The 13,154-nt window shown below is 37.7% G+C and carries 9 protein-coding genes and 1 other annotated feature; of the genes, 2 read left to right on the top strand and 7 right to left on the bottom strand.

The features are described from left to right. Window positions 1-81: 81 nt before the first annotated feature. Entirely contained in the window at window positions 82-1,308 is a 1,227-nt protein-coding gene (locus ACQKII_RS21585) for an ABC transporter substrate-binding protein (RefSeq protein ID WP_427462513.1), read from the bottom strand. Between the two features lie 537 nt (window positions 1,309-1,845). On the opposite strand from ACQKII_RS21585, the gene ACQKII_RS21580 reads away from it, so the two are divergent. Beyond that, on the top strand, window positions 1,846-2,712 hold the full coding sequence (locus ACQKII_RS21580) for a LysR family transcriptional regulator (protein ID WP_427462512.1): 867 nt from the start codon (window positions 1,846-1,848) through the stop codon (window positions 2,710-2,712). Between the two features lie 442 nt (window positions 2,713-3,154). On the opposite strand, the gene serS is transcribed toward ACQKII_RS21580, so the two are convergent. The 3 genes from serS to pdxS all read right to left on the bottom strand — a co-directional run bounded on the left by serS (window position 3,155) and on the right by pdxS (window position 6,224). Continuing rightward, on the bottom strand, window positions 3,155-4,435 hold the full coding sequence (serS, locus tag ACQKII_RS21575) for a serine--tRNA ligase (RefSeq protein WP_427462511.1): 1,281 nt from the start codon (window positions 4,433-4,435) through the stop codon (window positions 3,155-3,157). Between the two features lie 74 nt (window positions 4,436-4,509). Beyond that, window positions 4,510-4,725: a binding site (T-box leader), on the bottom strand. 49 nt (window positions 4,726-4,774) lie between these two features. Beyond that, window positions 4,775-5,338 carry a pyridoxal 5'-phosphate synthase glutaminase subunit PdxT gene (gene pdxT / locus ACQKII_RS21570; RefSeq protein ID WP_427462510.1) on the bottom strand — a complete coding sequence of 188 codons (564 nt, stop codon included), beginning with the start codon at window positions 5,336-5,338 and terminating at the stop codon, window positions 4,775-4,777. Between the two features lies 1 nt (window position 5,339). Beyond that, the gene (gene pdxS / locus ACQKII_RS21565) at window positions 5,340-6,224 is read right to left on the bottom strand and encodes a pyridoxal 5'-phosphate synthase lyase subunit PdxS (protein ID WP_427462509.1); all 885 of its coding nucleotides are present in this window, start codon (window positions 6,222-6,224) and stop codon (window positions 5,340-5,342) included. Between the two features lie 105 nt (window positions 6,225-6,329). Between pdxS and ACQKII_RS21560 the strand changes: the two genes are divergently transcribed. Then, window positions 6,330-7,739, top strand: a complete 1,410-nt coding sequence (locus ACQKII_RS21560) for a PLP-dependent aminotransferase family protein (RefSeq protein ID WP_427462508.1) — start codon at window positions 6,330-6,332, stop codon at window positions 7,737-7,739. Window positions 7,740-7,805: 66 nt separating this feature from the next. Here the strand turns inward: ACQKII_RS21560 and asnB are convergent, their stop codons facing one another. The 3 genes from asnB to guaB form a co-directional block, all read right to left on the bottom strand. After that, window positions 7,806-9,644, bottom strand: coding sequence for an asparagine synthase (glutamine-hydrolyzing) (gene asnB / locus ACQKII_RS21555; RefSeq protein ID WP_427462507.1), 1,839 nt, complete (start codon window positions 9,642-9,644; stop codon window positions 7,806-7,808). A 105-nt stretch (window positions 9,645-9,749) separates the two neighbouring features. After that, window positions 9,750-11,081 carry a D-alanyl-D-alanine carboxypeptidase family protein gene (locus tag ACQKII_RS21550; protein WP_427462506.1) on the bottom strand — a complete coding sequence of 444 codons (1,332 nt, stop codon included), beginning with the start codon at window positions 11,079-11,081 and terminating at the stop codon, window positions 9,750-9,752. 142 nt (window positions 11,082-11,223) lie between these two features. Further along, the gene (gene guaB, locus ACQKII_RS21545; RefSeq protein WP_427462505.1) at window positions 11,224-12,687 is read right to left on the bottom strand and encodes an IMP dehydrogenase; all 1,464 of its coding nucleotides are present in this window, start codon (window positions 12,685-12,687) and stop codon (window positions 11,224-11,226) included. Window positions 12,688-13,154 lie beyond the last annotated feature (467 nt).

Raw genomic sequence — 13,154 nt, 5'->3', positions numbered from 1 at the left:
TTTCATTTCGATGTTACTGATTGATAATGAATGAACAGTGATGGAAAGACACCACTGTTCATTGAATTTGTATTAGTTTTTTCAGTCTTCTAAAGTCCACTTTCCATCTACAATACGTACCATCGCAAAACTATCTGGACTTAATCCCATGTGGTTTTCGACATTGATATTAAATGTACCAGTAAGGCCTACAAATTCTCCTAGTTCTTGTTCGATGAAATCCCGAAGAGCGACGCTATCAGTACCTTTAGCTTCAATTGCTTTTGTTGCAATTGTGAAAGCATCTGCTGCATATGCACCGAACGTACTTGCCGATTTATTATATTTCGATGTGTAAGATTCGTTGTAAGCTAGTAATAATTCTTTTTGTGGATTTGAATCTTCTAAACTATTAGCAACTAATAATTTACCTGTTGGTAAAATTACATCATTTGCTGCATCGCCTGCGACTTCAATAAATTGATTTGTTGCGATTCCATGACTTGCAAGCACTGGTGTATCTAGTGCCAATTCACGAATGTTTTTAATAACAACTGCGGACTCCTGTACAGTTCCCCAAACGATAATTGCATCTGGGTTTGCCTTTTTTACACGCGTTAATAATGGTTTTGCATCCGTTACTGTTGTTTCGAATTCGTCTTCGATCACTGACTCAACACCGTATTTTGGTGCATGTTTAACGAACTCATCATGACCACCTGTTCCATAAGAATTCGCTACATTTAACCATGCAACTTTCGTTAAGTTATTTTCTTTTAAGTATTGTAAAATACGTTCTACAGCTTGTTGATCGTCTTGTGGCATTTTGAAAACCCATTTTCGTGCTTGTCCATTTTCATCCACATAAATTTGTTTACTTGCAGCAACTGAAATGTAAGGAACTTGATGTTGTTCTGCTAAAGGTAACATTGCCAATGAGTTACCACTTATTGTCCCACCGATAACAATTGATACCTTATCTTGTGTTAATGCTTTTTTCATCGCAAGAATTGCTTCATTTTGGTCAGATTTATCATCATAAGTGACTAATTCAATTTGTTGACCGTTAATTCCACCCTCTGCATTTTTTTGTTCTACTAACATTTTAAGCGTTTGCATTTCTGATTCCCCAAGAGCAGCTGCTCCACCAGATGCTGAAAAAATCCCTGCAATTTTTATTGAATCAGCTGATGCTCCAGTGCCAGATTCTGAGCTAGAAGATCCCGCAGATGACGATGAATCGTTTTTTCCTGAATCAGATGATGAAGCACACGCTACCATAAATAACGCACTCATCAATAGGAAAAGTGACAGTAAAGTCTTTTTCATAAATACTACACCCCTTAATTATTTTTACCTATATAAACCGCATCCCCTTTTTAAAATGCCGGTATGTATAGCCCCCCATGAATAAAAAACATAACATAAAATATCCAATTGCAACATTTGTTGTAATACAAAAAAATATAAGACAACAACTGAATATAGTTTTTTAGAAAAAAACCACAAAATCTAGGTTTTAATAACTATAAAGTAGCAAATATTCGATTTTGTTAGTCCAAAGAATAACATGTATCGTTATAAATGATAAATACTAAAAATATACACATCAAATCATTATATATACGATTTTTATATACTCGTTTTTTTTCTGTTATATTTTTTCGCATAAAAAGTTAATTAATTTAACGTATAAAGTCCTTGCCACCTCTAGCAAAAATGCATTTCCCCTCGAAATATAAAGAGAAGAAACATAATTAATAAAAAATTGTTATATTCTAAAAAATCTGAAAAGGTGTTATTATACATAATAAATATACTTATTCAATTAAATATTACATTTTAAGTATAAAGGTGGGAGAATCTATGGATTTAAGGCAATTAAACTACTTTATAACAATCGTTGAGGAGGGTCAAATTACTAAAGCTGCCAAAAAGCTACATATGGCACAACCTCCACTTAGCCAGCAGTTAAAAATGATGGAAGAAGAATTGAATTGTAAACTACTAGATAGAAATGGTAGGACACTTGATATGACAGGTCCCGGAAAAGTGTTATATGAAAAAGGAAAAACTTTATTATCAAATTTCGAGGATACTATTACTGAAATAAAAGAAGTAGGAGAAGGCTTAAAAGGTGTACTATCCATAGGCGCAGATCAAACTTGCTTATCCTATTTACCTGAAAAAATCACGATTATGCGCGAACGATACCCCGATTTATGCTTTAAAATTATCGAAGGAGATACATTATTCTTAACAGAGAGTCTATTAAGTAAAGAAATTGATGTAGCCATTTTACAGCAACCCATTGAAGATGATAACTTTTTTTCGTTAGGATTAGATGTAGATGAATTTGTACTTGCCACACCATCGCAATGGAATTTAAAAAGCCCGATTCGAATGGAAGATTTAAGGGATATACCATTTCTTTCTTTTTACCGTCATCAAAATTGTAGTACACTTCGTATTATTATAGATGAATTTAAAAGTCATGGATTTGAGCCTAATATTATTTGTGAGTGTATTGATATTGCGATGGTCTCTTCTTTGATAGGAGAAGGAATAGGTGTAACCATTTTGCCGAAAACAAGTCTAGATAAATTTTCTACGGATGGTATTAAAATTATTAAATTCGCTAATTGTAACATTAAATCAAAATCAACCATAATTTGGCCAAAAGAACGTTACTTAGCAAAATCCGCACTGAATTTTTTAGAGTTGTTTAGATAGTAGATGGCACATTAATAGTGAAGACCCTGGCATGCTACACTATTCTTCATCACATAGAACGTTAGATACTTTCAATACAGATTACACTTTTTCTATATAAAGGTTACTTCTTTGTACTTCCTTAACGGGAAAGATAAAAAAAGATAGTGAATACTAAAAAGCTGCCAGTACTCCAAATAAAAGTGTGTCTGGCTGTTTTTTACGTTATGTAAATAATGCTTTTGTACCACATGACATTCATTTGTTGATGAGCCATATAAACATAAAAAAACAAAAACTACTTTAGGTAACTTCCGAAATAAGTACACTAAAGTAGTTTAATTTACATAAAATTATTTCATTTTTGAAGTATTACTTCTGTACCGACCCTATACGGTCTTAAGACTTCTGGTATTACTTCGCTTCTGTCAGCTTAAGTCTGTCGCTGCTCTTTCAACTGACATTATTTTGGGGCAATAATATCTTTTCCGCCCATATATGGTCTTAAAACTTCCGGAATTACTACGCTGCCGTTGGCTTGTTGATAGTTTTCTAAGATCGCTGCTACTGTACGACCAATTGCTAGACCTGAACCGTTTAATGTGTGTACGAACTCTGGTTTTGCATTTGGTTCACGACGGAAACGAATATTTGCACGACGCGCTTGGAAATCCTCAAAGTTTGAGCAAGAAGAGATTTCACGGTACATATTTTGTGCTGGAATCCATACTTCTAAATCATATTTTTTCGCAGCTGTGAAGCCTAAATCAGCTGTACACATTTTCAATTTACGATAAGGTAAGCCTAATAATTGTAGCACTTTTTCAGCATGACCTGTTAATAGCTCTAGTTGTTCATAAGATTCCTCTGGTTTAACAAAACGTACTAATTCTACTTTATTAAATTGGTGCTGGCGAATTAAACCTCGCGTATCGCGACCTGCAGAGCCCGCTTCAGAGCGGAAGCAAGCGCTATATGCTGCAAAACCCTGTGGTAAAGCTTCAATAGGAAGAATTTCATCTCTGTAGAAGTTTGTGACTGGCACTTCTGCAGTTGGAATCATGAAATAATCTGTGTCATCCAATTTGAAGACATCCTCTTCAAATTTTGGTAATTGTCCCGTACCTGTTAAGCTATCACGATTTACAATAACAGGGGGTAGCATTTCTTCATAGCCATGCTCTTCAGCATGTAGATCCATCATAAAGCTCATTAATGCACGTTCCAAACGAGCACCAAGCCCACGATAGAATAAGAATCGACTACCTGCTACTTTTGCACCTCGTTCGAAATCTACAATTTGAAGATCCGTAGCAATATCCCAGTGTGCTTTGATTTCAAAATCAAACGTTGGCACTTCACCCCAAGTATATTCCTCTACATTATCGTCCTCAGTTGTGCCAACTGGTACAGATTCATGCGGAATATTTGGTAAGCGCATCATCATATCTTTAAAGCGATCTTCTACATCATTTAGCTGTGTGTCTAGCTCTTTAATATCGTCGCCAACCTGACGCATACGTGCAATTACTTCATCTGCATTTTCTTTGTTACGCTTCATCACAGAAATTTGCTCAGATACTTTATTACGTTCAGCTTTAAGCTCTTCCGTTTTAGCAATTAACTCACGACGTTTTGCATCTAAGCCGTCAAAGTCGTCTAAGTTTCCTAAATCTTCATTGCGTGTTAACAACATTTCTTTAATTTCCGCGAAATTATCACGGACGCGTTTAATATCTAACATTGTTCATACCTCCAGTAGATTCATAATGATGGGAAAAGCTTTTAAAATTGAACACAAAAAAGCCCTCATCCCAAGAAAGGGACGAGAGCTACCCGCGTTGCCACCCTAATTGATTAGACATTCGCCTAATCCACTTATCTCATAACGGCATTTCAACCGGCGACAGCCTACTTTACTCACTTCGACTGCGCAACTCCAGGACGGATTCACAAGTGCTTTTACCAGCTTCCACCACCCGCTGACTCTCTAAAAAAAACGTGCTTGCTACTACTTCCCATCATCGTGTTCACTTATTTAAATTTTAACCATACTGTACTATATGAAACAAGATTTTGCAAGTCACACCATAGACGTCACAAAATATTCGAGGATGCGTGAGTCTGTCGTTAATTCGGGATGGAATGAACATCCTAGTAGATGACCATCACGTGCTAACACGATTTTCCCATCATGCTGTGCTAGAATTTCCACACCTTCGCCAACGGATATAATATGCGGCGCACGAATAAATACTGCTGATATCGCTTCACCAATTGCCGGAATATCAAGACATATCTCGAAGCTGTCCACCTGACGTCCAAAAGAATTACGAGCCACTACTACATCCATAACACCTATATGTGATTCATAACCGATTACTTCTTTTGCCAATAGAATAAGTCCCGCGCAAGTACCAAACATCGGCAACCCTTGTTGTGCAAGTACACGAATTGGTTCTAGAAGCTCATAATGATTTAATAACTTCCTCATCGTAGTACTTTCTCCGCCTGGCAATACAAGACCATCAAGCTCTGCTAAATCCTTCATATGCTTTACTAACACAACTTTGCAACCAATTGCCTCTAACATTTGTGCATGCTCTCGTACCGCGCCCTGCAAAGCTAACACACCTATCTGTTTCATCTTACCAGCCTCGTTCTTGCATGCGTTCATTCTGGCTCAGCTGTGCAATATCAATCCCTTTCATCGGTACACCAAGTTCTTTGGAAATGTCTGCAATCAACTTATAATCCTTGTAATGTGTTGTTGCTTCTACAATAGCACGTGCAAATTTCTCTGGATTTTCTGATTTGAAAATACCCGAGCCAACAAATACTCCATCTGCACCTAGCTCCATCATTAACGCAGCATCCGCGGGTGTAGCGACACCTCCTGCTGCAAAGTTAACAACTGGCAAGCGACCAATTTTTTTTATTTCTCGTAATAATTCAAATGGCGCACCAAGTAATTTAGCCTCTGTCATTAATTCGTCCTCTGTCATACCTACGACTTTACGCACTTGTGCATTCACCTTACGAATATGACGCACTGCCTCTACAATATTTCCTGTACCAGGCTCACCCTTCGTACGTAGCATTGAAGCTCCCTCTCCAATTCTGCGAGCCGCTTCCCCTAAATCGCGACAACCACAAACAAAAGGCACTGTATAATCACTCTTTAATAAATGGTATTCCTCATCTGCTGGTGTTAGGACTTCACTCTCGTCAATATAATCAACACCCATTGCTTCTAATACACGTGCCTCTACAATATGACCAATACGTGCCTTTGCCATCACTGGTATTGAGACCACACTCATCACTTCTTCTACGATGCGTGGATCTGCCATACGTGCAACGCCACCCGCCTTACGTATATCTGATGGTACTCGCTCTAAAGCCATAACAGCTACAGCACCCGCTGCCTCAGCAATTTTTGCCTGCTCAGCATTAATAACGTCCATAATGACGCCACCCTTTTGCATTTCAGCCATCCCACGTTTTACTAACTCTGTCCCAGTTTGTTTCATTTTCTCTAACCTCCACCTTCATGATGAAATTTAGTATAATAGAAATTGACCATATAAAAATATTCAGTTTATAAAACAATCATAAGGTCAGGTGAATTATCTAACATGGACATGCTATTATTTGAACTTGAGAAAGATGGCGGTAAACCGCTCTACGATCAGCTTTATAGTGGTATAAAAGAAGCCATTATTACGAAGAAAATTGCCGTTGGTGAAAAATTACCATCGAAGAGAAAATTATCAGATTTTCTAAATATTTCCCAAACAACTATTGAAATTGCTTATGCTCAATTACTTGCTGAGGGCTATATTATGTCAAAATCACGGGTTGGCTATTTTGTAGAGGAAATTGATGAACTACCGTATATCCAACAAGACACCACTACTTTCTTAAACGAACAGCCAAAGAAAAAATCTTACATGATTGATTTTAACCCTGGTTCTATTGATATTGACGCCTTTCCCTTCCAAACATGGCGCAAATACGCAAGAGACCTTTTTGATGATGCTTCAAAGGATTTATTATTAACAGGGGAGCCGCAAGGAGAACGAGCATTGCGTACGGAAATTGCTAATTATTTATATCAATCACGTGGAGTTGTCTGCAGCCCTGAGCAAATTGTTATTGGCTCTGGTACGGAACAACTTCTGCCAATGATATTACGTCTCTTCAGCGAAGATACTTGCTTTGCACTTGAAAATCCAGGTTATCCAACCGTGCACCGGATGTTTTCGCAACATAAGCGAAAGGTTTTACCCATTGAAGTCGATGATGAAGGAATTGTTATTCATGCCCTCGAAAAAACAAATGCTGATGTTGTTTATATAACGCCATCCCACCAATTCCCAACCGGTGCCGTATTATCTGCAACAAGACGAGCACAAGCATTGAATTGGGCAGCGCAGAGTCCTTCCCGTTATATTATCGAGGATGACTATGACTCTGAATTTCGTTATACTGGGAAACCAATCCCAGCGCTTCAAGCATTAGATCGTAACGATAAAGTCATCTATATGAGTACTTTTACAAAATCGTTAATGCCGTCCTTACGTGTGGCTTATTTTGTGCTACCACCAAAACTGCTTGCAACTTATAACGATGTTTTTAACTATTACTCTTCAACAGTGCCAAGATTTGATCAGCATATCGTAGCAAATTTTATGCGGGATGGCCATTTTTCTAAGCATTTAAATCGGATGCGAAAAGTGTATCGCAAAAAACATGATAAGCTAACTACTATTTTAGAAAATTATTCTGCACAAGTTAAGATGACAGGTGAGCAGGCAGGGATGCATGTCTTACTCAATGTTCAACACTCTTTATCAGAAAAACAATTACAACAGCACGCCAACAATGCAGGAATTGGTATTTATCCTTTATCGGATTATCGCCTGGATGGACTACTGTCTACACAAGCACAGTTTTTACTAGGCTTTGGTGGTATTCCTGTTCACCAAATTGAAGCTTCTATTGAGCGACTAATGGATTGTTGGGACATACAGCGAGGTCACTAACTGAAGGTGACAAAAAACAACCATCCATTTCCCCTATAAAGGTGAAAGGATGGTTGTTGCTATTTTTTATGATTCCTTCAATTGAATATTATAATGCTCAAACCATACATGTATTTGCCCTAAATAGGCAAGTAGCTGTGGACCCGCCATTAATTGTCCATACCAAGGCACTTTAAAGGTATTTCCTCCTGTTTCAATAAGCTCCAATAATTTTCCTCTTTCAAATAATTCATGAAGAATAGAATTTTTATCGTTCAATATGTCTCTCAGCCATTTTTGAACGCCAGTTGTGTAAACAGGATGATAGGTTTTCGGATAGGGATTCTTTTTCCGATATAATACTTCCTCAGGCAATAAATGTTCCATTGCTTTACGAAGTAATCCCTTTTCTTTGCCACCTAGATTCTTCATTTCCCAAGGAATATTCCATGCATATTCCACAAGACGATGATCAGCAAACGGCACGCGCACTTCTAGACTCGCTCCCATGCTCATACGATCTTTCCGTTCTAGTAAAGTTTGCATAAACCACACCATATTTAAATAAAACAGCTCACGTCGATTCGACTCCTCATTGTTTTCCCCATCAAGGCGCGGTACCTCACTAATTGTTTGTGCATATACTTGCTGTGCATATGCTTCCACAGATAACTTTTTACGCCATTCCTCTCGTAACATGGCCGTTCTTTCAGGCAATGACCGGATCCAAGGAAAGCCTGTAGTGGTTTCTGTAAACCATGGATAGCCACCAAAAATTTCATCGGCACATTCACCTGATAAAGCGACAGTAAAATCCTTTTTAATTTCACGGCAAAACCATAATAACGACGAGTCTACATCAGCCATACCTGGTGAATCTCTTACAACTACAGCCTCTATCAATAAATCAATTAACTGTTGCTGTGAAATCTCCTCTGCATGGTGTGTTGTATCAAACGTCTCTTTCATTTTTTGAATCCAATATGTGTCTGTTGACACTTGAAAAGAATGTGGATTAAAGAAACGTTCGTTGTCCTCAAAGTCAATTGAGTACGTATGAAGTTTGCCTTTATTTTGTTGTTGAAATGTATTCGCGGCAATACCCGTAATAATACTCGAATCTAAGCCACCTGAAAGAAACGTACAAATAGGTACATCTGATACAAGCTGACGTTCTATAGCATCCGTTAGTAAAAAACGTACTTGATCAATCGTTTCCTCTAGCGATTCCTCATGCTTTTTACTTTGAAGTTGCCAATACTGCCATACGCGTAATCCCTCTCTAGAGAAGCGCATAGCATATCCTGGGCGTAATTCATTAATATTTTGGAAAAGTGATTTTCCAGGTGTTCTTGATGGTCCTAGAGCCATAATATTTGCTAGCCCTTCTGTATTAACGATAGGTTGAACCGTTGGGTGTGCCAATAATGCCTTCACCTCTGAAGCAAAAAGCAAACCATCTTGCTGCTCCGTATAATATAACGGTTTTACACCTAGGCGATCCCGGCATAGAAAAAGTGATTGTGCTCCCTCATCCCACACACCAAAAGCAAATATCCCATTTAAATAATCAACACATTGCTCTTTCCATTCAATATAAGCGGTTAAAAGTACTTCAGTATCTGAATGCGTTTTGAAAATATGCCCTCTCTTTTGCAACTCGTTTCGAATTTCTTCTGTATTGTACAGCTCGCCATTATATGTAATGACATAGTTTACACCATCGTGTTTTTTTTTCATCGGCTGCTTCCCACCGATTAAATCTATAACTGCTAACCGTCGATGGCCAAATGCAATATGCTCACTACACCAAGTATTCTCATCGTCTGGTCCTCGTTTATTTAATGTTTGCGACATGGACTTCAATATTTGATTACTATTACGCAAATCTCTTTGAAAACTAGCCCACCCTGTAATGCCACACATTTAGCCACATCCTTTCGACTAATAGCGTATGCAAGAAATTTGCAAAATGTGAAAAAAAACACGCAATGTTTTCTCAACATTTGCGTGTTCCCTTTATATTAATGTTTAAAATAATCCGCCAACGAAGTCAGAGATGCCACTCCATAGATTACCGAAGAAGCTACTGATACCTTGGAAGAATAGTGAGATACCGCTAGCACGTTCTACAGCTTCTGTTGTGACAACATCGGCTGAAAGGTCCTTGCCATCAATAAAGCCGTAATCTGTGCCTTCTGTGCGCTCAATAACGACCTTACCCACAACAGTATCTTTTTTCACGCCAGCTTCCAGACTCTTTTTATCTAATTCTAATTTAGGTTTATATAAATCTTTCTCAGATGACTTGATCATAAATGAAACTGGTTCTTTAACAGCAATCGCTACTTTGTTTTCTTTCCCTTTCGTAACTTTTACTGTTTCTTGATCTTTAAACTTATAGTTCGCTGGAATAATTTCTTGTTTCGAGAATTGTGAGAAGCCATAGTTAAATAATTTAGCTGTTTCATCAAAGCGAGCTCTTTTAGAGCTTTGTCCATTTGCATCTACAGCCTTCATAACAACAGAAATTAAACGTGTACCATTGCGCTCTGCAGTACCTGTAATGCAATGTCCAGCAAAGTCTGTTGTACCTGTTTTTAATCCGTCTACGCCCTCATATTGGAATACTAGTCCAGGTAACATAAAGTTCCAGTTAGACATTTCAATTTTATCATCTGTACCTTCACGGAACGTCTTTTTTGCAATTTTAGACGTTTCTAATACATTTGGATGATCTTTTAGTAAATGATATGCTAATTTGGCTACAGATTTAGCAGGCATTACGTTTTCATCTTTCGCACCAGTACCGGCTGGATGCATTCCGAATAAATCAGCATTGTTTAAGCCAGTGGAATTGACAAATTTATAGCCTTCAAGACCAAGCTCTTCTGCTTTTTTATTCATTAGTTTTAAAAACTCAGTTTCAGTACCCGCAATTGTTTCTGCTATAGCGACTGTAGCAGCGTTAGCAGAATAAATGGCCATTGCTTCGTATAGTTCACGAATCGTGTATGAACCATCTGCACGTAATGGTACATTACTTAAAGCGCGGTTTTGAGACATACGATACGTATAATCTGTTACGTGATATTCCTGATCCCACTTAACTGTACCTGCATCAATTGCTTCCAATAACAGGTATTCAGTCATCATTTTTGTCATACTCGCGATACCTAGTGAAGTATCTGCATTTTCTTCATATAAAATTTTTCCTGAATCTGCGTCTATTAAAATCGCAGCATCCACGTGTAGTCCTAAACCTGATTCTGCATTTGCCTTCACAGGAATTCCCGCAAACATACTAATTAACAGAGCAGGAACTAGGAGCAAACGTAATACGGTGTTCAGTGTCTTTTTCACCTTCAAAGCCCTCCAATAAATAATCTTGTCCTCGACAATTTTATCATAGATATTATCGTAAGTGCGCAATCTCTATCATAAAAAAATGCTCTCGTGTCATCTTTGTAGACGATACGAGAGCATAAAAGTTGCTAACAATATATTACATTGAATAGTTTGGTGATTCTTTAGTAATTTGTACATCATGTGGGTGCGATTCACGAAGACCTGCACCTGTCATACGGATGAACTGAGCATTGTCACGTAAATATTCAAGGCTAGGAGCTCCACAGTAACCCATACCAGCACGAATACCACCAATAAGTTGATAAATTGTATCTGCTAATGGACCTTTGTATGGAAGACGACCTTCAATACCCTCTGGCACTAACTTTTTCGCATCTTCTTGGAAGTAACGGTCTTTTGAACCTTTTTCCATTGCTCCAATCGATCCCATTCCACGATAAACTTTGAAGCGACGACCTTGGAAAATTTCAGTATCGCCAGGGGATTCAGAAGTACCTGCAAGAAGTGATCCCAGCATAACGATGTTACCGCCAGCTGCAAGTGCTTTTACGATATCACCAGAGTACTTAATTCCGCCATCCGCAATAATTGTTTTACCTACTTCACGAGCAACTGTCGCACAATCGTAAACAGCTGTAATTTGCGGTACACCCACGCCTGCAACAACGCGAGTGGTACAAATAGAGCCTGGCCCGATACCCACCTTGACAACATCTGCACCAGCATTAAATAATGCACGAGCACCTTCACCTGTTGCCACGTTACCAGCAATGATTTCTAGTTCAGGATATGCTTCACGAATCAAACGAATTGTTTGTAGAACTCCCTCTGAATGACCATGTGCTGTATCAATAACTACGATATCTACTTGCGCCTCCACAAGCTTCTCAATACGTATCATAGTATCCTTTGAAACGCCTACCGCTGCACCAACTAGTAAACGACCGTGTACATCTTTTGCAGCGTTCGGGAATTCAATTACTTTTTCGATATCCTTAATTGTGATTAAACCTGTTAATTTACCGTCTTCATCAACAATTGGAAGTTTCTCGATTTTATATTGCTGAAGAATCTTTTCAGCGTCCTCTAATGTCGTACCAACAGGAGCTGTAATCAAGTCTTCTTTTGTCATTACATCTTCAATTTTTAAAGAGTAGTCAGAGATAAAACGTAGATCACGGTTTGTAATAATCCCTACTAACTTTTGGTTTTCCATACTATCAACAATTGGTACACCAGAGATTCGGTATTTACCCATTAAGTGCTCAGCATCGAAAACTTGGTGAGTCGGAGTTAAGAAGAATGGGTTTGTAATAACACCATTTTCAGAACGCTTTACTTTTTCTACTTGTTCAGCTTGCTCATCAATACCCATATTTTTATGGATAATACCAATACCACCTTGGCGTGCCATAGCAATAGCCATTTTAGACTCTGTTACAGTATCCATGCCTGCACTGACCATTGGAATATTTAATTTAATCTTTGGTGTTAGTTGAACTGATAAATCAACATCTTTCGGTAATACTTCTGAATGAGCTGGTACTAATAATACATCATCAAAAGTTAAACCTTCTTTGGCAAATTTAGTTTCCCACATTATCGTAACTTCCCCCTATAGTTAAAAGAATATTAATTGTAAGATTAACAACGTGTCATGCTACTGTCAAGAAACTTATAAAAGAAAGACAATTCAGACTTTTCGTTATACCAATTTTCATGCCCTGATTTCATATTCAAAAGAAAATATTTCTTAATTTAATGTACTACTTATTGCGCAAGAAATATTTTTTTTATTGAAAGCTCAAGAACTCAAAACAAGACATTTAATTTTGTAATACTTCTTTTTTACCTACCTATAGTATCACTAAATCAAAATAAGTATGTAAATATTATTAGATAACATCTTTTTATAGAAGTTTTGCACTCTTTTCTTTTAATTATTTGACATTCTCATTAGTATTTTTTATAAATAAAAAAACAGCCAGCAATCAGCTGACTGTTTTGGATGCCTAGCGACGTCCTACTCTCACAGGGGGAAGCCCCCAACTACCATCGGCGCTAAAG

Source organism: Lysinibacillus sp. NPDC048646 (assembly GCF_050272295.1).
Lineage (GTDB): Bacteria > Bacillota > Bacilli > Bacillales_A > Planococcaceae > Lysinibacillus.
The sequence above is the reverse complement of the archived record's forward strand: the minus strand, read 5'-3'. Positions and strand labels throughout refer to the sequence as shown.

Excerpts from the sequence above, each read along its gene's own strand:
- pdxS (WP_427462509.1), bottom strand. The coding sequence starts at position 6,224 with ATGAAACAAACTGGGACAGAGTTAGTAAAACGTGGGATGGCTGAAATG.
- guaB (WP_427462505.1), bottom strand. The coding sequence starts at position 12,687 with ATGTGGGAAACTAAATTTGCCAAAGAAGGTTTAACTTTTGATGATGTA.
- serS (WP_427462511.1), bottom strand. The coding sequence starts at position 4,435 with ATGTTAGATATTAAACGCGTCCGTGATAATTTCGCGGAAATTAAAGAA.
- ACQKII_RS21585 (WP_427462513.1), bottom strand. The coding sequence starts at position 1,308 with ATGAAAAAGACTTTACTGTCACTTTTCCTATTGATGAGTGCGTTATTT.
- ACQKII_RS21560 (WP_427462508.1), top strand. The coding sequence starts at position 6,330 with ATGGACATGCTATTATTTGAACTTGAGAAAGATGGCGGTAAACCGCTC.
- asnB (WP_427462507.1), bottom strand. The coding sequence starts at position 9,644 with ATGTGTGGCATTACAGGGTGGGCTAGTTTTCAAAGAGATTTGCGTAAT.
- pdxT (WP_427462510.1), bottom strand. The coding sequence starts at position 5,338 with ATGAAACAGATAGGTGTGTTAGCTTTGCAGGGCGCGGTACGAGAGCAT.
- ACQKII_RS21580 (WP_427462512.1), top strand. The coding sequence starts at position 1,846 with ATGGATTTAAGGCAATTAAACTACTTTATAACAATCGTTGAGGAGGGT.